This window comes from Mucilaginibacter segetis (assembly GCF_016522075.1).
GTDB classification, from domain to species: domain Bacteria; phylum Bacteroidota; class Bacteroidia; order Sphingobacteriales; family Sphingobacteriaceae; genus Mucilaginibacter; species Mucilaginibacter segetis.
This window is the reverse complement of the sequence record NZ_JAEHFW010000001.1, coordinates 1,434,401-1,456,393: the sequence shown is the minus strand read 5'-3', so window position 1 is coordinate 1,456,393 and position 21,993 is coordinate 1,434,401. Positions and strand designations below refer to the sequence as shown.

23 protein-coding genes are annotated in these 21,993 nt (G+C 39.3%); 9 read left to right on the top strand and 14 right to left on the bottom strand.

Going from position 1 to position 21,993, the window contains the following annotated elements:
- Window positions 1–20 precede the first annotated feature (20 nt).
- Both I5M19_RS06670 and I5M19_RS06665 read left to right on the top strand, forming a co-directional pair.
- Window positions 21–599 (top strand): Crp/Fnr family transcriptional regulator, encoded by a 579-nt coding sequence (locus I5M19_RS06670; protein WP_200065427.1) that lies wholly within the window; start codon window positions 21–23, stop codon window positions 597–599.
- A gap of 64 nt (window positions 600–663) precedes the next feature.
- On the top strand, window positions 664–1,689 hold the full coding sequence (locus I5M19_RS06665; protein WP_200065426.1) for an alpha/beta hydrolase family protein: 1,026 nt from the start codon (window positions 664–666) through the stop codon (window positions 1,687–1,689).
- 26 nt (window positions 1,690–1,715) lie between these two features.
- Here the strand turns inward: I5M19_RS06665 and I5M19_RS06660 are convergent, their stop codons facing one another.
- Window positions 1,716–2,006, bottom strand: coding sequence for a hypothetical protein (locus tag I5M19_RS06660; RefSeq protein WP_200065425.1), 291 nt, complete (start codon window positions 2,004–2,006; stop codon window positions 1,716–1,718).
- Window positions 2,007–2,099: 93 nt separating this feature from the next.
- Here I5M19_RS06660 and I5M19_RS06655 point away from each other — a divergent pair, with 93 nt between their 5' ends.
- The gene (locus I5M19_RS06655) at window positions 2,100–3,242 is read left to right on the top strand and encodes a tetratricopeptide repeat protein (RefSeq protein WP_200065424.1); all 1,143 of its coding nucleotides are present in this window, start codon (window positions 2,100–2,102) and stop codon (window positions 3,240–3,242) included.
- On the opposite strand, the gene I5M19_RS06650 is transcribed toward I5M19_RS06655, so the two are convergent.
- The 3 genes from I5M19_RS06650 to I5M19_RS06640 form a co-directional block, all read right to left on the bottom strand.
- Window positions 3,239–3,823 carry a riboflavin synthase gene (locus I5M19_RS06650; protein ID WP_200065423.1) on the bottom strand — a complete coding sequence of 195 codons (585 nt, stop codon included), beginning with the start codon at window positions 3,821–3,823 and terminating at the stop codon, window positions 3,239–3,241. The genes I5M19_RS06655 and I5M19_RS06650 overlap by 4 nt on opposite strands.
- A gap of 103 nt (window positions 3,824–3,926) precedes the next feature.
- On the bottom strand, window positions 3,927–4,712 hold the full coding sequence (locus I5M19_RS06645) for a hypothetical protein (RefSeq protein WP_200065422.1): 786 nt from the start codon (window positions 4,710–4,712) through the stop codon (window positions 3,927–3,929).
- 161 nt (window positions 4,713–4,873) lie between these two features.
- A complete protein-coding gene (locus I5M19_RS06640) occupies window positions 4,874–5,368 on the bottom strand; it encodes an SRPBCC family protein (RefSeq protein WP_200065421.1) in 495 nt (164 codons plus the stop codon).
- A 68-nt stretch (window positions 5,369–5,436) separates the two neighbouring features.
- Here I5M19_RS06640 and I5M19_RS06635 point away from each other — a divergent pair, with 68 nt between their 5' ends.
- Entirely contained in the window at window positions 5,437–5,901 is a 465-nt protein-coding gene (locus I5M19_RS06635) for an NUDIX domain-containing protein (protein ID WP_235985776.1), read from the top strand.
- A gap of 6 nt (window positions 5,902–5,907) precedes the next feature.
- Here the strand turns inward: I5M19_RS06635 and accC are convergent, their stop codons facing one another.
- Complete coding sequence (gene accC, locus I5M19_RS06630) at window positions 5,908–7,392, bottom strand: acetyl-CoA carboxylase biotin carboxylase subunit (protein ID WP_200065419.1); 1,485 nt, start codon at window positions 7,390–7,392, stop codon at window positions 5,908–5,910.
- 159 nt (window positions 7,393–7,551) lie between these two features.
- On the opposite strand from accC, the gene I5M19_RS06625 reads away from it, so the two are divergent.
- Entirely contained in the window at window positions 7,552–9,438 is a 1,887-nt protein-coding gene (locus I5M19_RS06625) for a M1 family metallopeptidase (RefSeq protein WP_200065418.1), read from the top strand.
- Between the two features lie 170 nt (window positions 9,439–9,608).
- Here the strand turns inward: I5M19_RS06625 and I5M19_RS06620 are convergent, their stop codons facing one another.
- On the bottom strand, window positions 9,609–10,085 hold the full coding sequence (locus I5M19_RS06620; RefSeq protein WP_200065417.1) for an NADH-quinone oxidoreductase subunit B: 477 nt from the start codon (window positions 10,083–10,085) through the stop codon (window positions 9,609–9,611).
- Entirely contained in the window at window positions 10,075–10,677 is a 603-nt protein-coding gene (locus I5M19_RS06615) for an NADH-quinone oxidoreductase subunit A (protein ID WP_200065416.1), read from the bottom strand. Before I5M19_RS06615 ends, I5M19_RS06620 begins: the two co-directional genes overlap by 11 nt.
- On the opposite strand from I5M19_RS06615, the gene I5M19_RS06610 reads away from it, so the two are divergent.
- Window positions 10,676–11,890 carry a BaiN/RdsA family NAD(P)/FAD-dependent oxidoreductase gene (locus tag I5M19_RS06610; protein ID WP_200065415.1) on the top strand — a complete coding sequence of 405 codons (1,215 nt, stop codon included), beginning with the start codon at window positions 10,676–10,678 and terminating at the stop codon, window positions 11,888–11,890. The genes I5M19_RS06615 and I5M19_RS06610 overlap by 2 nt on opposite strands.
- Here the strand turns inward: I5M19_RS06610 and I5M19_RS06605 are convergent, their stop codons facing one another.
- The 3 genes from I5M19_RS06605 to I5M19_RS06595 form a co-directional block, all read right to left on the bottom strand.
- On the bottom strand, window positions 11,891–12,820 hold the full coding sequence (locus tag I5M19_RS06605; RefSeq protein ID WP_200065414.1) for a Nif3-like dinuclear metal center hexameric protein: 930 nt from the start codon (window positions 12,818–12,820) through the stop codon (window positions 11,891–11,893). It lies immediately after the preceding gene.
- A 93-nt stretch (window positions 12,821–12,913) separates the two neighbouring features.
- Complete coding sequence (locus I5M19_RS06600) at window positions 12,914–13,399, bottom strand: c-type cytochrome (protein WP_200065413.1); 486 nt, start codon at window positions 13,397–13,399, stop codon at window positions 12,914–12,916.
- A gap of 82 nt (window positions 13,400–13,481) precedes the next feature.
- On the bottom strand, window positions 13,482–14,324 hold the full coding sequence (locus I5M19_RS06595; protein WP_200065412.1) for an SDR family NAD(P)-dependent oxidoreductase: 843 nt from the start codon (window positions 14,322–14,324) through the stop codon (window positions 13,482–13,484).
- Window positions 14,325–14,496: 172 nt separating this feature from the next.
- On the opposite strand from I5M19_RS06595, the gene I5M19_RS06590 reads away from it, so the two are divergent.
- From I5M19_RS06590 to I5M19_RS06580, 3 genes are all read left to right on the top strand, one after another.
- Window positions 14,497–14,853 (top strand): BlaI/MecI/CopY family transcriptional regulator, encoded by a 357-nt coding sequence (locus tag I5M19_RS06590; RefSeq protein ID WP_200065411.1) that lies wholly within the window; start codon window positions 14,497–14,499, stop codon window positions 14,851–14,853.
- A gap of 10 nt (window positions 14,854–14,863) precedes the next feature.
- Entirely contained in the window at window positions 14,864–16,714 is a 1,851-nt protein-coding gene (locus I5M19_RS06585; RefSeq protein ID WP_200065410.1) for a M56 family metallopeptidase, read from the top strand.
- 217 nt (window positions 16,715–16,931) lie between these two features.
- Complete coding sequence (locus I5M19_RS06580; RefSeq protein ID WP_200065409.1) at window positions 16,932–17,270, top strand: hypothetical protein; 339 nt, start codon at window positions 16,932–16,934, stop codon at window positions 17,268–17,270.
- A gap of 70 nt (window positions 17,271–17,340) precedes the next feature.
- Here the strand turns inward: I5M19_RS06580 and I5M19_RS06575 are convergent, their stop codons facing one another.
- From I5M19_RS06575 to I5M19_RS06560, 4 genes are read right to left on the bottom strand one after another with little or no spacing between them, the layout of a single operon-like run.
- Window positions 17,341–17,943, bottom strand: a complete 603-nt coding sequence (locus tag I5M19_RS06575; RefSeq protein WP_200065408.1) for a DUF4199 domain-containing protein — start codon at window positions 17,941–17,943, stop codon at window positions 17,341–17,343.
- 20 nt (window positions 17,944–17,963) lie between these two features.
- The gene (locus I5M19_RS06570; protein ID WP_200065407.1) at window positions 17,964–18,635 is read right to left on the bottom strand and encodes a hypothetical protein; all 672 of its coding nucleotides are present in this window, start codon (window positions 18,633–18,635) and stop codon (window positions 17,964–17,966) included.
- 1 nt (window position 18,636) lies between these two features.
- Window positions 18,637–19,893, bottom strand: coding sequence for a dihydroorotase (locus tag I5M19_RS06565; RefSeq protein WP_200065406.1), 1,257 nt, complete (start codon window positions 19,891–19,893; stop codon window positions 18,637–18,639).
- 30 nt (window positions 19,894–19,923) lie between these two features.
- On the bottom strand, window positions 19,924–21,966 hold the full coding sequence (locus I5M19_RS06560) for a BatA domain-containing protein (protein WP_262895490.1): 2,043 nt from the start codon (window positions 21,964–21,966) through the stop codon (window positions 19,924–19,926).
- Window positions 21,967–21,993 lie beyond the last annotated feature (27 nt).

Genomic DNA, 21,993 nt, shown 5'->3' with positions numbered 1-21,993 from the left:
AATTTTATAGAATGGTTGCAATGTCCGACACGCATACTCAGCTTAAAAAGTTCATTACCAATCAAATAACTATTGAGGACGAGTTGTTAGCTTTGATATGTAATAAATTTAGATATAAAGCAACCAGGCGCAATCAGATACTATTACATGCCGATGAAGTGTGCCCGTATATTTATTTTGTAAATCAAGGTTGTCTCCGTGTATATCTGCTTGATGCTGCCGGTAAGGAATTCACCCGTTTTTTAATAACAGAAAACAGATTCGGAACAGCATTTCCCAGCTTTACTTTGCAAGAACCCTCTTTAGCTTACATAGAAAGTATTGAACCTTCTCAATTACTTTATATCAGTTATTCTGATTATCAGTCGTTATTCGATATCGTGCCCGGTTGGGAGCGTTCCACCAGACTTGGTCTGCAGGCAGATTACATAGCATCAATAAAACGTATAGAAAGCCTTATCACTATGGATGCTAAACAACGTTACCAGTTATTAATTAAAACCAATCCTACCCTTGTACAGCGTTTACCATCCAAAATAATTGCTGATTACCTCGGCATTTCACAGGAAACACTGAGCAGATTAAAATCAAAAAAATAAATTATTGACAAATGTCAACAATCTCTATCTGTTAAATGATTTGCTTTGCATATAAAATAAAATTATGCGAGTAAGAAATCTTTTAATTCTGTTAATATTACCTTTCGCCGGAATTGCACAAACAAAAACAATAAATATTGGTGAGCAAACATTTCATTTTAACGACACAACAAGAAAACGCCCGTTAATTACCGAAATATGGTACCCCACTACCGATGAGCGTTCGCCTGAACCAAAAAAGAACTTTCCGTATATAGTTGCCCCTACTATCTGGAACGCAAAACTTCCTGTTAACAAGAAGCCACTCATCATTATCTCTCATGGTACAGGTGGTAGCCGCATGACATTAGAATGGCTGGCTGATGACCTGGTTAAAAATGGATTTATAGTAGCGGCTGTAGATCACTGGGGAAATACGTATGATAATAAAATAGCCATTGACTTTGTAACCCCATGGGAACGGGCACAAGATATTAGTTTTGTACTTACTCAACTTTTAAATAAACCTGAAACCAATGCATGTATTGATCAAAATAGAATTGGAGCAGCGGGGTTTTCAATAGGCGGATATACAGTGATAGCTTTGGCCGGAGCTAAACTTAACCTGCAGGCATTAGATAATTTCATGCAATCTGCAAAGGGTAAACAGGAAATGGATATTCCCGAGTTTCCTGAATTGGCAAACTCAATAAACCGGGATTCTGTAATGGCTTCATTTACAAAAAGTCCGCCCCTTAAAGATAAAAGAATTAAAGCAGTTTTTGCCATGTGTCCTGCTATTGGCCAGGGTTTTCCCGAAAAAAAGCAATTTAAAGAAGTTAATGTTCCTTTATATATAGTAGATGCAGAATCTGATAAAATTACACCGGTAGAAACTAATGCCGCACATTATCATAAAATGATGCTGTTTTCAAAACTGTATGTTTTACCGGGAAAAGCAGGACATTACGTTTTTTTAAACGAAGCAACACCTATGCTAAAGCAAAGTGGCGAACCTATATTTAATGACGACCCAACGGTTGACAGGCATGCTGTTCACACTAAGGTGGGGTCATTGGCAGTAAAATTCTTCAAGGAAATCTTAAACTAAAAAAAGGCCCGTTAACGGGCCTTTTCCTATAATTTATTAATAGCTTCCTGTTCTCTGAGAGCATCAATATTATTCTTATCGCTGTAAGCATCTTTCTTGGTTTCAAATGCTTGTAATAACGATGCGATGGAATCTAAATTGTCAGAAACCCGCTGATGCATATCCGGAAGTTCTTTCTCCAGATCCTTATCATTAAGTTCCATATTGTCAACCTCTATTTTACCCAGTTTCTGGATAATTGCCTGCTGACTGTTTTTTAAATCTTCCAATTCATGGACAATCTTCTCCATCAATCCATATTTCTTTATCTTATCCATAATATCATAATTGTTGTTAAGTTATTATAACACCCAAAAACATAATTTTGTTTACTATTTGGATATTTCATTTATAACTAATAATTTAGTTGAATGAAATGTATATTCACATTACTTTTAGTTTTTGAAGCATTTACCTGCTTTGCACAGCAACCAAAACAAATAGATCAGGATTTATTACTTGACTATTACCAAAACCAACGTTTTACCGAAGCTGCCGATTATCTGAAGCAGATCTATACTGAACCCGTAAGCAATCCTAAAGCTTTAGCGCAACTTGCCTATACTTCTCAAATGTCTGGAAGGTTGGCGGATGCAGAAAAATATTACCAGCGGATATACGAGAATGATTCAACCAACACAGGTGTTCTTTTCAGTTTAGGCAGTATTAATTTAAGGCGGGGTAATTCAGCAAAGGCAGAGATTTATTATAAAAAAATAGCAGAAAGAGACAGTACTAATTTTATGGTATATAAGCAACTCGCACAAATAAGCAAAGACAATGGTAACATTGCTTCTTATCTGGTCAATTTGCAAAAAGCAAATCAGTTAAATACCACCGACCCGGATGTGGCATCTGATTTGAGTGAAATATACATTAGCCTGCAACAAAACGATCAGGCAGAAAAAGTATTAAATAAGGCGATAGAGGCCGACCCGGAAAATACAGTACTAATGCTGAGCCTGATGAAGCTCACCTACGCACAAAAAAAATGGCAGCAAACCGCAGACCTATGCCAGAAATTGATGCAAAATGGCAATACTTCGGGAATGGTACTAACCAAATTAGGTGTGGCGTATTATAATCTTAAGAACTTTGCCTGCGGTGCGGAAACCTTTGCTGATATAGAGCCTAATGCTCAAAACGAATTTAGTTTTTACTATGCTGCGATGTGCTATAAGGCTTTAAATGATCAAAAAATGGCTATCTACTATTTAAACAAGGCAATAGTTGATGGCATATCGCCCAGTATAGCGTCCTACTACGGAGAAATAGCCAATAGTAACGAAAAGCTAAAACGATACCGTAACGCACTAACCGCTTATCAGAAAGGGTTGCAGTTTAAAGAAAGTCCGTTGCTTTTCTATTCCATAGCATTATTGTATGATGAACACATCAAAAGCAGGGCAAATGCGCTTAAATATTACAGGAAATACCTGTCCTCTCATCCGCCCGAAGAGCAAAAAGACCTGATCAAATATTGTAAAAGCAGGGTGGCCGCATTAAGGCGTTAGCGTTGCATGAGGCGTGCAACGTATTTCCCTATGATATCAAATTCCAGATTAACGACTGATCCTTCACGCACGTTATGCAGGTTGGTATGTTCATAGGTATAAGGAATAATGGCGACAGAAAAATTATTAGCTATGGAATTAACCACGGTTAAACTGATGCCATTAACACATATCGATCCTTTTTCCACCGTAACGTTACCCGCTAACGCATCATAAGTAAAGGTATATTCCCAACTGCCATCAAGTTCGGTAAACTTTGTACAGGTAGCGGTCTGGTCTACATGCCCCTGCACAATATGACCATCTAACCGGTCGTTCATTTGCATGCAACGTTCCAGGTTTACAGGTTCTCCTATTTTTAGCCCACCTAAGTTAGTTTTACTCAGGGTTTCCTCAATGGCCGTAACGGTATGAGTGCCATCAGCCAAAGCAACTACAGTAAGGCAAACACCATTATGCGCTATAGACTGATCGATCTTTAATTCATGAGCTATAGCCGATTCCACTGTAATGTGCAAATTGCCATTCTCCTTTGTCAGATCAGTTACCTTTCCTAAAATTTCTATTATACCGGTAAACATATTCCGCAAAAATACAGGTTTTGCTATTGCCTTGTGTTATTAAAACATCATAAAAAAAGCGGATATTTCTATCCGCTTTCCAAAAACTAATCGTTCTGTAATTTTATATCTGGGTTGACTTTCCGGTAAGCAGGTTAACCATGAACACCTTACCATCAAAAGATAGTTTTGCTTTATCAGTCGGCATAAATTCTATGCTGCCGGTAAAACTATATGATTCACCATTTTTTGTACCGTTTACAACAAACAGCGCGGTTCCTGCTATAATGGTTGTAGGATTACCGTCATGACCTTTTATCTGAAAATCTTTTAATGTGTATTCGTTAGTTTGCGATGTTGATTCATCTGCCGACGTAGTGGATGCTGTGCTGATAACAGATGTTTGCGTTCCCTTCAAAGAAACCAGCGTATAGGTTGAATTAAGAGTTGCTACATCATAATTTTCCTTTATAATATAATGAAAATTATATCCGGGGGCAGTGCCTATAGTAGTTGTGCTATCAACAAGTGTATAACCAAGTATGCTGAAGTTGGTCTCATCACAATTGATAGTGTAGCTGCTATGCCCTGTAACTGTTGATTTTACAGTATCGCCTGAATTGGTTGTATAACTTATGGGAGATTCAGTAGTTGTACCACAACTGATATCATTTACCTTTAAACCATTTGATGATGCACCGTGAATAACCGGAAGGCCGTCTCCAACATTTACACCTCCGTAAGTTCCGTTTATGGAATTATATAGATTAAGTGCTATTTGCGCGCTGATAGTTGCGTTATCCGGCTTAGAAGAATTAGTATTTGTTGCAGCCTTTTGGCATGATGTATAGGTAAAAGCTACTGCTGTGAGTAAAATAAATACGCTTTTTAATCGTGTTCTTTTTAACATAAATCGTCCTTTTATTTGGCCGCTAAAATAGAGCAATTAAAACAATAAACAATAGCAGTTAAAAAATAAATTCTGTATACGGGGCAAGGTTAAAATGAACTTAATCAATACTTTAAGCTTATATAGCTTAATACGAAATTCCCCTATAATGATGTTACTTTTTACTTAAAATTACTGGTCAGGTCAACCCGTTTATTGCGCAGATCTTTCCCTCCCTCAAACACAGATTTTAAATTTGTAAGGTAGAAAACCCAGCCTAACTGGCATTGCACAAATAAATTTTTTTCAGGATCGGTTTCGGGTGGAATATTTTCCTGTATCAGATCAATAATCGTGAGCCCCTTAGTGGTTGAAAATCTAACGGTTACTATACAATTTCCGGCAAAGGTAAATTTGATCAGGTCGTTACCGTTAGCTTCTAAAATAGCCCCTTTTTCCACTAAACTATTATTATATCCATGCCAGTACCATTCATAGGTATCTTCTTTCATTACTTCCTCATCAGCAGCTCTTAAACGTTTAGGCACAGTATAAAAATCAGCCTTACGCAGAAACCATTTTTCAAGACCGGCAGGAGTTGCCCATGCCAGGTAAAGGGCTCGCATATTCACATGGTAATCTCCGGTCACCTTAAACTTTTGCCACCTGGTATCCATTTATTGAAAATTTGATATAAAACTAATGATAATACTTTATGTTTAGCTACTTTGCCGTTACCAAATATATGCCAAAACAAAGTGCCGGAATATTAGTATATCGTACCTTAAATAATCTTGTACAGGTTTTTTTGGTACACCCCGGGGGCCCTTTCTTTCGAAATAAGGATAATGGGAATTGGTCGGTACCAAAAGGAGAATATGACACCTCAGAAGATCCGCTTAAAGCTGCGCAGCGTGAATTTGAAGAAGAGACCGGGCAAACCATCGACGGGGACTTTATAACACTGCAACCCATAAAATATAAAAGCGGAAAAATTGTAAATGCCTGGGCTGTGGAAGGAAAACCAGAACCCGGCCTTGTTAAAAGTAATTTTTTTGAAATGGAGTGGCCGCCGCGCTCCGGCAAAATGGCCAGTTTCCCCGAAGTTGACCGTGCCGAATGGTTCGACCTGAAAATGGCAAGACAAAAAATATTGCCCGCGCAAATACCTTTCATTGACGAATTAGAACAGCTTTTATCTGCCTCTTAAAAGAGTTTATAAATTATTACTTCTGTTTTTTACCCAGTTTGAAATATCAGATGTCGTAGTTGTAGTTAATACTGATTTTTTTGCGGCAAGCAATCTTTCCATGATCAATGCGGCTACTTCCATTTCGCTCTCATCTGTACTTTCTAAAACTTCCGGCGTAAAATATTTCTTAACAAAATGAGTATCAAAGTTTCCCGATATAAACGCCTCGTGCTGCATAACAAACCTGCCAAACCCCAGTGTAGTAGTTATGCCGGTAATTTTATATTCATCAATAGCACGTATCATGCGCTCTATAGCCTTAGTCCTGTCCTTGCCATAGGTTATCAGCTTGGCTATCATAGGGTCATAGTATATCGGAATTTCCATGCCTTGTTCAAAACCATCATCAACTCTAACTCCCGGCCCCTTTGGCGTAAGGTAGGTTTGCAATGTTCCTATATCCGGCAGAAAATTATTAGCAGGATCTTCCGCGTAAACCCTTAGTTCCATGGCGTGGCCGTTTATCGCCAGATCCTCCTGTTTAAAACTAATGGCCTCTCCCCTTGCAATTTGTATTTGCTCCTTTACCAGATCAATGCCTGTAATCAGCTCCGTTACCGGATGCTCCACCTGCAGGCGGGTATTCATTTCCAGAAAGTAGAAGTTTAATTTTTCATCCATAATAAACTCTACTGTTCCTGCTCCCGTATAATTTACCGAACGGGCAACATCTACAGCGCAACGGCCCATTCGCTCTCTGATTGCGGGTGTAAGTACTGATGATGGGGCTTCTTCAATCACCTTTTGATGCCGCCGTTGTACCGAGCAATCGCGCTCAAACAGATGAACAATATTACCATGTGTATCTCCCAGTACCTGAATTTCAATATGTCGTGGTGACGACACATACCTTTCAATAAAAACCGAACCATCGCCAAAGGCTGATGTGGCCTCGGATACAGCCAGGTTCATTTGCTCTTCAAAATCAGCTGCGGTATCAACTATGCGCATACCCTTGCCGCCACCCCCTGCTGCTGCTTTTATCAATATCGGGAAACCAACCTCTACAGCTCGTGCTTTTGCCTCATCTATATCGGTAATAGCCTCTTCGGTACCCGGCACCATAGGTATATTGTATTTTAAGGCAGCAGCTTTTGCGGATAATTTATTACCCATTATCTCCATAGCTTCCGGTGACGGGCCTATGAGTATCAGGCCGGCTTCGCGTACCTTTCTTGCAAATTCTGCATTCTCACTTAAAAATCCATATCCCGGATGAATACCTTCGGCACCTGTTTTTTTACAGGCATCAATAATTTTTTCGATAACCAAATATGATTGATTAGAAGGCGCCTCGCCAATAAAAACGGCTTCATCGGCATAGCGCACATGTAAAGCATCACGATCGGCCGCGGAGTATACCGCAACAGTTTTAATACCCATTTCTCGGGCAGAACGCATTACACGCAATGCTATTTCGCCGCGGTTTGCTACCAGTATTTTTTGCATAGATAACAAATGTAATTATTCTGCGGAAAGCACAAAATAATGAACCATCCGCATTTCATTTTGTACTATATAGTTTATCGCCTAAAAATTACATTGCGTTTAATACATGTTTCCTATATTTAGCGTATTAACTATCTATTGGCTTCAAATTTCCCCGTTATGTTCAAATCATTCCTTATTTCCGCGGCATTATTCATTTTTGTTACTCAGGCAAATGCGCAAGAGATAGTTAATATCCCACGCGATATTCAAAAAGCCTATAATAATAAAACCCGATCTATGGACGGTAAGCCCGGCCCTAAATATTGGCAAAACACCAGTAACTATATCATATCAGTTACAGTAATGCCGCCCGACCGCACGGTTAAAGGCGTAGAAGAGATCACTTATTTTAATAACAGTCCGGATACGCTTAAGCAACTTAATATGAAACTGATATTGAATGTGCATCGCGCAGGCGCTACCAGATTCAGAGCGACTACACCGGATTATATAACATCCGGCATACAGGTAGATTCGATATTTGCCGATGGCCAAAAAAAGCCCTGGGATAACGAAAAGGCACATTTAACTAACTATGAGGTACGTTTATCCAAGCCTTTACTACCTCACAGTTCTATAAAATTGAACATTACATGGCATTATGAGCTGGCCACGGGGGCTGGTCGTGAAGGAGTTATAGATCCATCTACTTTTTACATAGCTTATTTTTACCCGCGTGTCGCGGTATATGATGACTATAATGGATGGGATAAACTCGAATTTAACGATCGGCAGGAGTTTTACAACGACTTCAATAACTATACGTTAAATGTCACCGTACCTAAAAATTATATAGTTTGGGCTACAGGCACATTACAGAATCCCCAACAGGTTTTACAGCCTGAATATGCTAAAAAGCTGCAAACCTCACTCAGCAGCGACTCGGTGATCCATATTGTTACACAGGCGGATATTGCAAAAAACAACATTACCGCACAAAACGAAACCAATACTTGGATATGGAAGGCTGATAACATCAGCGATATGGCATTTGGTATAAGTAACCATTACGACTGGGATGGCGCCAGCGTTGTTGTTGATGATGCAACCGGACGACGTGCCAGTATGCAGGCAGCCTATAATGACACCTCTCCGGAGTTTCATCAATCGGTTAAATTCGGGTTGCATTCGCTTGATTATTTCTCGCACAATTGGCCGGGTGTACCTTACCCTTTTCCAAAAATGACCGCTTTTGAAGGTTTCGCGGATATGGAATTCCCAATGATGGTTAACGACTCCCATGACCCTGATTTAGCCGATGCGCAATTATTACAGGATCATGAAATGGCACACACTTATTTCCCGTTTTATATGGGTATTAATGAAACCCGTTTTGGCTATATGGACGAAGGATGGGCAACGACTTTTGAACATTTTATTAACGAAACTGAGGTAGGCAAAGAAAAAGCGCAGGAGGTTTATAAAAAGTTCAGAATAGCCGGATGGATGAAAGATTATTCAGAAACGGAAGATCTGCCTTTGATAACGCCAACAAGCGAATTAAAGGATGGTTACGCGCACAATGCCTACGGCAAAGCATCTTTAAGCTATCTTGCGCTGAAAGATTTGCTTGGCGATGAAATGTTTAAAGAAGCCTTACATGCTTATATGAATAACTGGCATGGCAAGCACCCTATCCCCTGGGATTATTTCAATTCTATTAATACAGCAACAGGTCAAAACCTGAACTGGTTTTTTAACAATTGGTTCTTTACCTATAGCTATATTGATCTTGCCATAAAAAACGTAACCAAAATTGGGATGGGTTATAAAATAGTTATTGATAATATTGGCGGCTTTGCCATTCCGTTTGATGTTAAGCTTACCTACAGCGATGGCACTACAGGAACCATTCACATGAACCCGGCTATATGGAAAACAAATCAAAAGCAGGCCATTGTCAATTTAAAAAACAATAAAACTGTAGTATCCGTTGCTGCTGACGGCGGAATATTTATAGATGCCGATAATAGCAATAATACCTTTAAGGTGAAGAAAGCCTAACGCTTTTCCTTTTTTCCGTTAGATTTTCTGATAATTAAGTAGATGGCAAGCACCACAAATACGGCGATGATCATAAAGGCGAATGGTAACAACATAGCTAATTAGTTTAATTTATTAATTAAACATTAATAGCGGCATTGGGTTTCAGGAAAGTTCAATTATGAAATAAGTTATGCAGGTTGCTCCTGCTCTATTTTCTTTTGCAGTTCCAGTATAGCACCTATCAGGGCTTCGGGGCGGGGCGGGCAGCCCTGTACATACACATCCACCGGAATTATCCTGTCTACCCCTTTCACTACATGGTAGCCATGCTGCCAGTACGGGCCTCCGCAGTTGGAGCACGATCCCATTGATATGACATACTTAGGCTCGGGCATTTGCTCATAAAGCCTTTTTATACGCTCCGCCATTTTAAAGGTAACCGTTCCGGCAATAATAATAACATCGGCCTGCCGGGCTGAAGGCCGGGGAAACACACCAAACCTGTCCAGATCATATGTAGATGCCATAGAGCCCATCATTTCAATGGCACAACAGGCTATGCCAAAACTTAACGGCCATAAGGATGATAAGCGCGCCCAGTTAAGCAAATCGTTCATCTTGGTGACAACTACGCCGCCGCTTTCGTTAGTTATATCAGGCGTCATTATCCGGCTTTTTAAAGGTTGGTTTAAACATGGGCTTTCGTGTAGGAGTTTTAGCAGCTACCGGTTGTTCAGTTATAGGCTGCGATGTTTCTAAAGCAAACTCCCTAACCTTAAAAGTACTTTGATCCATATTTATTTGATCATACAGAGATTGTGGGATATGTGTTCCTGATATCGGCAAAACAGGTTTGGGTTTTATCCAGTCAAGGTCTCCCTTGCGCCATACGTATACAAGCCCTAATATCAGTATCCCTAAAAAAACAAACATTTCTGTAAGCGATAACCAGCCCCATCTGGCGTCATTTGCCAATAACTCACGATTTCCAAAAACGGTGGCCCATGGAAAAACGAAGATCATCTCCACATCAAACAACAAAAACACCAGTGCTATTACATAAAACCGCGAATTAAAGGGCAGCCATGCATTGCCGGTGGGTTCTTCGCCACACTCGTAGGTAGTTTGTTTCTCAAATGTAGGGTTACGAGGCGCCAATATCCTGTTGGTGAAGAACAAAAGTCCCACCAAAATAGCACCTGTAATTAAAAAGATAAATATCTTTCCAAATTCTGATATTTGCGAAACATCATCCATGACAGCAAATTTAACAAAACAAACCCATTTTGATGCTATAATTATTGGCGGAGGCGCCTGTGGCTTAATGTGTGCCGTGCAGGCAGGATTTTTAGGCAAGCGAACTTTGGTACTCGAAAAAAATGATAAACCCGGTGCCAAAATATTAATAAGCGGAGGCGGCAGATGTAATTATACCAACCTGTATGCTACACCGGCGCAATTTCTATCACAAAACGAACATTTTTGCAGATCGGCCTTTGCACAATGGACAGTGGATGATACCATATCTTTTTTTGAAACCTACGGTATCAGCGGCAAAGAAAAAACATTAGGACAGCTTTTCCCGGTTAGTGATAAGTCTAAAGATATTGTAAAGGTATTTACCGACCTATGCCGGGATATGGAGCAGCCGATTTGGTGCGACACCGAGGTAACCGATATTATACAAATTGAAGACGGATTTATTGTAAAATTTAATAAAAACGGTGAACAGCAAAATATTACCTGCCAAAAAGTGGTGATCGCATCAGGCGGATTACCAATACCCAAAATGGGCGCAACAGATTTCGGTTTAAGAACTGCACGTAAATTTGGCTTAGATATTACAGAGACCAACCCGGCGCTTGTCCCGCTTACCATCACGGGCAAAGATCAGCCCTGGTACGAAAAGCTATCAGGTAACAGCGTTTTTTGCAGGGTATGGAATGATAGGGCGAGTTTTGAAGAGAACATTTTATTTACCCATTGGGGTTTAAGCGGCCCGGCTATTTTACAAATATCATCCTACTGGAAACCCGGAGAATATATTTATATAGACCTGCTGCCCGGTGCGGACATTATTGACATGATAATAACAGAAAGAGCAGAGAATGGCAAGAAGATGTTGCTTGCTTATCTGTCCGGATTATTTACCCGCAAATTCGCCGAGGCATTAAGCGATTATGTACCAGCAGAAAAAAACCTGGCATCGTTATCAAAAGCAGAGTTAGATGGTCTTGGTAGTTTGATACATGAATTTAAGGTAAAACCCGCAGGTACAAAAGGCTATGACAAGGCCGAAGTAATGAGCGGCGGTGTTAATACCGATGAGTTATCCTCAAAAACCCTCGAAGCAAAAAAAATATCCGGACTATTTTTTGGTGGCGAATGTGTTGATGTTACCGGCTGGTTGGGCGGCTACAATTTCCAGTGGGCCTGGGCAAGCGGATTTGTAATAGCGCAAAATTTATAATCACAACCAGGTAAACGGATCACCGGATGCGATGTAGGTGATTTTCATATCAGGCAATTTGGGTTGTAACCAATCAACAAAATACTCCATTCCGGGTGTTTCGCTTGCCGCGTGGCCTAAAATAATAAGCGAGGTTTTACCACCCAATAATTGTTCATCCCTTATATATTCGGCTGTTTCCCATTCCGACAATTCTCCTACTATCAACACATCTGGCTTTATTGACTCGGCCAGCGCCTGCTGACGCTGCCCTCCCGGTGCACCGGGAAACAACGCGATCTTTTTGCATATCTGTTGCGGATCACCAATGATACGTAAATGCGATATGTTTAACGATGTCTTTAAATGCTCTACCAGCTTTTGTAACGAAATAGCAGGGATATCCAACTCCAACTCGCCTGCTTTAAAATACGGCAGCCATCCGGCTTTCTTTACTACACCGTAATATATCGCGTCAGGTTTTAATGAATGAATGTAATCATGAAAACGCCATACAGTAATATTAAGTTTCTTTAATAAATCCTCCTTCTGTTTAACTACTGAATTATTTTTCACCCAATCCGTATCGTCGCGGTGATTATAAAATGTAGGTTCATGCGCTATAATAAAATTCGCGTTTAGTTTTGCCGCTTTTTTTATCACATCTACTGTTGCAAACATAGTTGTAACTATACCTGTAACCTTCATATCAGCGCTTCCGGCTTTTATAGTGTCTACTGTATCTGGTATTGGCAACAAGTTTCCTTCCTTCAATATCAGATCTATAATCTGTTGTACGGTATATATTTTACCCGAATAACCGTTTGCCGCACAGGAGATATTGGTACCTAACAGCGTTAATCCGCCGGCTATAGTAATGGTATTCGTTATAAATTTTCTTCTGTCGTATACAGCGTTATTTGATACCGTATATAAATGATCTCTTTTCATAACAAAAATGATTTTTAAAGGATGGATTGTAATTTACTATGAAAATAAAAAAAATCCCCGCGTTTTAGGCGGGGAAATATCTTATCTTTTAATTTAATTAGCTGGCGCTACGGGTGGAGGTGGCGGCGGCCGATTTCCTTCGGGAGCATTACCACGCGGGCCTCGCTTCTCTTCTGGCGGGCTAACCACTTCCGGATGAGCATCTCCACGGTGACAGGTATAACAATTAACACCTGTTTCCGTATACATGCCGATACTATCCTTTTGAGCTTTAAAATACTTTTTATTGAGCATGGTCATCATCTTATACATATGCCTTGCCATTTCTTTTTCAGGCTTCGCATCACTTGCAAAGTCCATTTTCTTGGTTTCTTCATTACGTGCGTGACAAAAGCTACAATGTACACCTAATGAGTGTTCCCATTCGTCCATAACGCGGTGTAAATCATCATGAGAAATATTTTTAGGAAGAACCTTTAAATTTTTAAACTTTTCTTCCGCCTGTGGCGGCGACATAGCCATAAATATCACTATGGACAGCAAACTGAGTGTAGCTAATAATTTCTTGTTTATATTCATCAAGGTAAGGATTTAATACAACTAAGCTAATTTAATTTATTTAAAACTGCAACCCTTCTTAAAAATGTTACAATTTGATCCCTTATTGTAAAAACGGGCCAACCATTTCCATGCTTATATCCCATAATTTATCTCGGGCTTTTTCTTTGGTTGCTATGTTCGCAGGATTTACTACATGTTTATTTTTAAAGTAATTGCCGCTTTTCGCATCAATACGTGGCGCGGTAGCTAAATAAACACTTGTTTGCGCACCCTGTTCCGCTGAAAGCATAAACGGACGCATAAACCATAACAAGATTTTCCCCAGGCCCTTAAGGTCGGCACCAAAAGAAGTATTCACTACACCCGGATGCAAGGCGAATGATGATATTCCCTTTGGACCATATTTTATGGCTAAAGAGCGCGCAAAGTAAATATTGAATAACTTACTCATGGCATATGCTTTAAATGCCGAATATGCGATAGTAGATTGTATATCCCTGAAATTTGGTTTACCCATACGGTGCGCTTCCGAACTTATATTAATTACGCGTGCCTGTCCGCGTTCCAGCAGGGGCAATAAATTTTGTACAAGTAAAAAGTGACCCAAATGATTCACAGCCAGGGTCAGTTCAACACCGTCTTTACTCTCCTGCCGTTGTGCAAAAATACCTCCGGCGTTGTTTATCAGCACATTAATTGCCATTAAACCACTTTTAAGGGTATTGGCAGCTGAATTTATACTCTGCATATCAGCAAGATCGCACTCAATTACATATACATGTGAATTTTTTGTTATACCTGTTATTTCATCTCTTAACAACTCCCCTTTTTTTACATCACGAACAAGCATGTATACTGCATGGTCTTTTTTTGCCAGTGCTAAAGCTGTTTCTCTGCCTATACCAGACGTAGCACCTGTTATTACCGTAGTTATATAGGGCATGATAAGTAGTTTTAATAAGTTTTAGCTCACCTCAAAACTAATATTAATCTGAATAAGTACCAAGTTGATTATGTAGTTACGTAAGCTGGTAATGCGCATATTTTCTTAAAAAATGTTAAATAATTTGGATTATTACGAACACGTCGTATATTTACGAAATATTCGTAGAAAGATGGAAAAATTATCAATTCAAGAAGAAGAAGCCATGCAGGCAATATGGCAAACCGGAAGCGGTTTTATTAAGGATTTTTTGGATCAGTTAAATGAACCGAAACCACCTTATACTACACTGGCATCAACTGTAAAAAACCTGGAACGTAAAGGTTTTTTAAAAAGCGAAAAATTAGGTAACTCTTATCGTTACACACCTGCCATCAACGAAGAGGAATACAAAAAACGCTTTATGAGCGGCTTTGTAAGCGACTATTTTAAAAACTCTTATAAAGACTTAGTTACATTTTTCGCTAACGAAAAAAAGATCAGCGCAGTAGAATTAAAAGAGATCATAAAACTTATAGAGAAACATTAAATCTTAAGACATGCCAGCTTTATTTATATTTTTATTTAAAGTAAATATTGCCCTGCTGCTTTTTTGTGCAGGCTATTATTTTGTACTAAGGCGCTTAACTTTTTACTCGCTTAACAGGGTATATTTGGTAACGGCTATATTGTTTGCATCGGTTTATCCTAAAATAGACCTCGCCGGCTTTGCAAAGAAACATGAGGATATTACCGGTACGGTGCAAAATGCTATTCTTAATTTACAGCTGCCCGCTCAAAATGTGGTAAAACAAATAGCCCATCCTGATTATTGGTTGGTTGCAACAATAATTTTCTGGCTTGGCGCGGCTTTTCTTTTTATCAGGCTTGCAATACAGTTACTATCCTTACTAAAATTATACCATGAGTCGCAACCGGACAATCTGCATGGACACAATATCAGGGTAATAAGTGGCAAAGCGGCGCCATTTTCTTTCTGGAGAAGTATTTATATCAATCCGGCCAACCATAAACCTGAGGATATAAAAGCCATTTTATTACACGAACAGGTACACGTAAAGGGATGGCATTCTATTGATATTCTGATAGCTGAGCTAAGCAGTATCTTCTATTGGTTTAACCCGGGAATTTGGCTGATAAAGAAAGCCGTAAGAGAAAACATAGAATTTATAACCGATAGAAAAATCCTTAACAAAGGATTCGATAGCAAAGCTTATCAGTACAGTCTGCTCAATGTAAGTTTTAATAATAGCACCCCCGGCATAGTAAACCACTTTAATATATCAACAATAAAAAAACGTATAATTATGATGAACACTCAAAGATCTTCCAATTACAATCTTACTAGGTATGTATTAATAATACCCGCGGTAACCGCATTGTTATTAGTTTTCACCTTAACAAAGGCTGAGGTAGCAAAACCAATATCTATCAGGCTCAACCATGCTATTAAGCCTGTTACTCTGGCTCTAAAAAAGGCAACTATAAATACAATCGCTAAGGCCGATACCATTGTTACTCAAAACTTCAGGGTATTGTTATCCAATGAAAAGAAAATTCAGAAGTTTAACATTAAACTGGATACCCTGCGTTTATCAAAAGATACAGCTAAAAGAGTGTCGATAATTCTAACTGATCATGTTGCAGGTACCGACTCTATGAATTTTGTATTGAATGGTAAAAAAATAAACAGCACCGAATTCAAAACCATTGACCCTACCCAGATTGAGGCTATAAATATTGTATCTGCTGATGGTTTAGATAATTTACTTGGCCCCGACCGCGAGCTTAGATTCGAAAACAAAAATAAAGTGGTGTTTATTACGACCAAAGGATCTGAAGAAGGCAAAAAACTCTTGGAAAAACTGGGTCATAAACGCCAAATAACTGATATCGTAATAACAGGAAGAGGTAATTTATCTCATACTGTAAACGGATTACGGCTCAACAGAGTTAAAGGGGATACTTTACGGCTTGATGGCAATAGTAACATGTTATACACCGTTCAGGGGCAGTTAAAACCCATTAAGCCGGATGTAGTAGTACAGGGATATAAAATGGAGGGAGATCAGGTATATATTAGCCGCAGTGATAAAAACTTAGATCCGATTAAGATTAATGGCAAAGCATCGTTAAACGCAGTAACTGTTAAGGGATATAAATTATCTACTGATCATGTGGTTGGCGTAAATTATAATTCAGGTGTTAACAGGATATCAGATAAGTTGATCATTATTGATGGCAAGGAGGCAACTATAAAAGACCTTAAAAAATTATCTGCTTTTGATATAGACAGGATGAATATTGCCACCGGTGCCGATACTATAAAAAAATATGGCGACAAAGCTAAATATGGCGTAGTTTACATTTATACCAAAAAAAGCAAATAATACAAACCAGTTAATATTTAATAGTTACTCAGCAGGTCGGATAAAGATTATCCGACCTTTTTTTTGAATTAGGAAAAAAACAAGCAGCTTTTAAAACATATTATTTAACCTGTGGTTTAATATTTAATTCAGATATATATAACGCATGCAATTGATAATAACTTCCCGATACCAAACAACTGAATTACAAAATCTGCAATAACTTATTATCAATAATATGTCAACCACAGCACAACAAAAACCAAAACCCGTACAACTAAAAGTTGTCAGAGTAAACAAGGAACGGCAAACTAATACCAGTAACAGTTTGTCGGTATCCAAAGTATTTACCATATCATTCAGCCATTTAAAAAAGGCTTACCGCGCCAAGGTTTTAAAAGTGATCTATAGCAATACAGAAAGCATTTACAAAATAGCTTTAACAAGCAGTATTAATAATGGCTCACAAGTACACTGGCTACAGCGTCAAGACGGCAAATGGGAAATTGTACTCGGCAATTCGTTAAATAAAAAACTTATCGAGGCTATTACCAATGCCATTAATTGCCTGGAGTAAGCTATACAATTGCATACAAAAAGCCGCTTTATTAATCATAAAGCGGCTTTTCTGTATAAAGTACTCTTATTTAAACTACCGGGTCAGTATCTAAATCATCTTCTACAACCGGGGCAAACATTGGTGGCCGTTTTTTAATGATGGCAGCTATTATCAGATCAATAACCGCATAGATCAATAACCCGAACCCAAAGTTGGTAAGTTCGTTTTTAAAGGTTGGTTTAAATTTAGCCTCGAATTCCCCGTTTTCAAAGGGTTTGGTTATCTCATCCATCTTAGATTGATCCAGGCCCATATTGCTTAGCTTGGTTGTTAAATTATCTAAAATTGCGGCATTAACCTTAGTCGGCAACTCAGGATCAATATACTTGAATAATATAAAACTATAAAGTACCGTCAATATGGAAATAAATACCGACATGATAATAAGGCTTCTGAATGCTTCTCCATAATTCCAAAATCCTCCCACATTCTTTCGTACTTCTATCCCAAAAATCACTAATAGAACTATAACTATTACAAATGCTAATAACGATATCCATGTATTGGTAAATTGCAACAGCGGGTCTATAATTCTGAAAATTACCGATAAAACAATGGAGATGCCTCCTATTAACAAGCCGTATTTAAGCGACAAATTGTTGATAGTTTTGCTTCTGAGTTGGTCAGTCATGATTAATAAGGTTTAATTGATTATTTATTAAAGCTAACTAATATTTCTAAAACCGCCATATCAAAAGGCGTATTAGAAGCATTGTTCGCTATATTTTCTATTTCGTTTGCCGATGGGGATGGATTTTGAAAAAAGCACATCATCGGAAAAAACAATTCTTTCAACTCCGAATCATCAGGCAAGCTTTCAGCTACTTTATTTATTTCATTAACGGGACTTTCCACCAATATCTGGTTTGCTATTACTGGCTCGTATATCCTGTACTCATCCTGAAATTCGTCTTCATCAACCAGCAAAAACTCTTTCAGATAATCTTCCAATTCCGGATCTATTTCTTCGTCCTCACATTCATTCAGGTATAAAAGCAAGTTTAACAGTTCGGTACCTCTGTCCAGGGTTTGTTCTTCTATGCTTTCCCATTCCGGTGTTTCCAGATAATCATCTTCCAGCTTTTTAACATCCTCGCTAAAAAAATTGATCATCAACAAATCAAAAAACACTTCCCGCAGGTCTTCGGCCTGGGGATGAGCATCAAAAACCTCATCAAGGGAGTCAACTTTCTTTAAAAAGTCGTCGTCTGATGCAAACACATCTTCAATTTGACGATCAAGAGATACAGCATCAAAATCGCTGTAATTAGCAAAAGCCTGTAATGCGCTTGTAACAGCTGATCTTACTTTGGGGTCGGTCATATTACTTAGAGTTAAAAAGTTGATTATTATTACAGGTTAACAAAACTTTTCCTTTTAAGTTCTGCCCGATGAACGGCGAATTATAACTTTTTGACAGATTAGCTTCCCTGGTATAATCCCATTCTTTCTGCATATCAAATAACACCAGGTTAGCAGGCTGTCCTTCGGCAATTAAAGGTACCGCTATATTTAATATTTTACGCGGAGATATAGCTAATTTTTCCACTATAATTTCAACATCAAGCCCTGCTTTTACGGCTAAGGAAAACGCTGTTTGCAGGCCGGTTATTCCAAATTCTGCCACCTCAAACTCTACATCTTTAAATTCTATTTCGTGTGGTGTATGCTGCGACACTATGGCATCAATAGTTCCGTCATTTACACCTGCAATCAAGGCATCAACATCTGCACGGGTACGCAGAGGGGGCTTTACCTTGTAAAGACTGTCAAAGCCCATTAACGCCTCATCTGTGAGCACCAGGTTATACACCGCAACATCGCAGGTAACTTTAATACCTTTGCTCCGTGCCTCCTTTATAAGCGCTACAGATCTCGCGGTTGACACGGTAGTGAAATGTATAGATGCGCCTGTTTCTTCGGCAAGATACAGATCTCGCGCTATCATCAGTTCTTCAGCGAGCGATGGAATACCCTTCATTCCCAACATGGTACTTACCACGCCCTCGTTAACTTTTGCCTTACCGGCAATAAATGCATCCTCGGGGTACGATATTACTTTAGCACCAAAACCCTGTACATACAATAAGGCACGCTCCATTAATCCCGAATCCTGCACAGGGCGGTTGCCATCGGTAAACGCTTTGGCCCCGCTGTTGTACATATCGTACATTTCAGCCATATCCTTACCCTCACGTTTAGAGGAGATAGTTCCAAGAGGATATATATCCACTAAATTCCCCTTTGCACGGTTAAGCAGGTACTCCACTTCCGCCTTTGAATGCACAGGCGGATGGGTGTTAGGCATTAATGCTAAACCTGTAAAACCACCTGCCGCAGCCGCAGACGTTCCGGTTTTAAGATCCTCCTTGGTTTCTAATCCCAGTTCACCGATGTTACAGTTAAGATCAAAAAAACCGGGGGCTATATAGCTGCCTTTTGCTTCAAATATTTCGGCTTCATCAGTAATGGAAGTCCCCATTTTAGTGATAATTCCATCTTTAATTAAAATATCGGTTACTTTACCGTTAAGGGTGGATGCCGGATCAATAACAGTGGCGGATTTGATAAGCAAATTCATTAGCGCTGTTTAAAGGTGGGTTTTAAGTGATCAGCCTGGTTGTGATACAAAGCCTGTGCTTGTTTTATAGAAACGGATCAGCAATGTTTCTGCAGCCAAAAAGATCAGTGCCAAAATTATACAAAGTTTCCATAATTGAAGACCCGAATTTTCAGTTGCATTTATATTAGTTGCATTAAGCCTGTTACCAGGATATATTTTAGCCTTTTTTAAAAAAAGCTCACTCATTTGCTCCGTATTCAAATAACTCATATCCGATTCGCTCCTGTTATTATTAAAAGCAATAACTCCTGCTGTACTATCCTGTTTTTTAAGGTCGTAAATTCCGGGTTCCGCTAATTCATCGGGTAAATACATTATTGTGGCCCCCTCCTGCTGTTTTATATCCGGTATAATTTCCTTTTCGCCCTTTATAAGCTTTACTAATTGCTTCTCCGTTGATTGCAGCGGTGGCGTCTCTATCACTTTATCATCAATACTGTAAAATAAAGGTTGATCGTGCCCGCTCAACAGGGCTATCCTGAATATTACAGGCACAAAAAGCCCGTGCACAGGTAAATTACTAAAACGCTCATCAAGGGGAACCGCACACAGGTATACTTTGCCTTTTAAATAGTTGCAGTACTCCCATAAAGGCTGCCCGGTTGCCAGCCGCATTAATTCTTCACCACCTTTACCTGCCGTATTTAAGTCATAATATTTTTTCACTTTTGGCAGATCAGGATTCCGGGGAATCGATTCAAACATATCTTTAAATACAGCACTCCGCAGGTTTATGGTCGACGCCCTTACATCTTCGGTAATTAGCTTAACCGGATAAGCTGCACCCATGGGCTGTAACAATGCCTGATAACTAATCAGATCAGCATCAGCGGACGGAAAGATCATCAAAGTACCCCCCCTGCGTGTGTAAGCATTTAATTGTTGCGCCAGTCCGGTCGAAATATTTTTTATATCACTTAAAACTATCAACGGGTAATTATTCAACGAGGAATAATCAACATTCCCGCTATTGACATTTGTCGACAAAAAGAAATCATCACTGCCGAATACAGCCTTCAAATATTTATTTGCTGTGCCATCATTAATTAACAATACCGGTAAAACATCATTCACTTTAAAAGCCATATAGAAATCGTTGTCGAATATCACAGGATTATCCTGCAATTGTATCTGGGCACGCTGCCAGCCTGCCTTTAAGCCCGAAAAAGTGAGTGTATCCGTTTGCGACGATCGGGCATCCACAGTAAAACTGCCAATAGCTTTTTGCACGCCGTTAATGGTCAACTTTAAAGGAATCCTTTCAGCGGATTTATCAGCGTAATTTCTTAAGCGCACCACCATTTTTTCGGTTTCGTCCGGGCGATGGATGGCATTAAGCATCCAGGCTGTATCAACTGCAACATTTGGTAAAACATTTGCCTTTAATTGCACCAGCTTTACCGCAGCACTATCGCTTATAACTGTTGGTGGTTTTATGTTTTTCTGAAAATCGGATATCACATAACTGCTCTTTACCGCGTTAGGCTGCATATCCATTAATGATCGTTGTCTTGCTATAATCTGATCCAGCGTTCTGCTCTGCGGACTTATCTTTACAGCGTCTACCGCGTCGTTAAATTCCTCGCGGTTTAATAAGCGTTGATGTTTGCCCTCAAAATCCTGGGTTAGTAGCTGAAATCTGTCGTTCATGGAATATGCCGCCGCTATTTGCTTAGCCTTTTGTTTGGCAACATCAAGCAAAGATCCTTCAGGACTAAGATTCTGCATGGAATAGGAATTATCAACAAAAATACTTACCACCTGCTGCTTACCTGCATTTGCGGCTTCTTTACCGGGGATGAACGGGCGGGCAAAGGCAAAAACTAAAAATGCAAGCGCCAACATGCGTGCTGCCAGTATCAACCGCTCTTTAATATTCCTGCGCGAAGCCTGTTGCTCCTGCACTTCTTTCAGGAACTGAACATTACTGAAATACACTTTTTTGTAACGCTTAAAATTGAACAGGTGCACCAATACAGGGATAGCCAGTGTTAATAACGCAAACAAAAAAACGGGATATAAAAAATGCATTTACCTATGCGGATTGGATGTTATGCA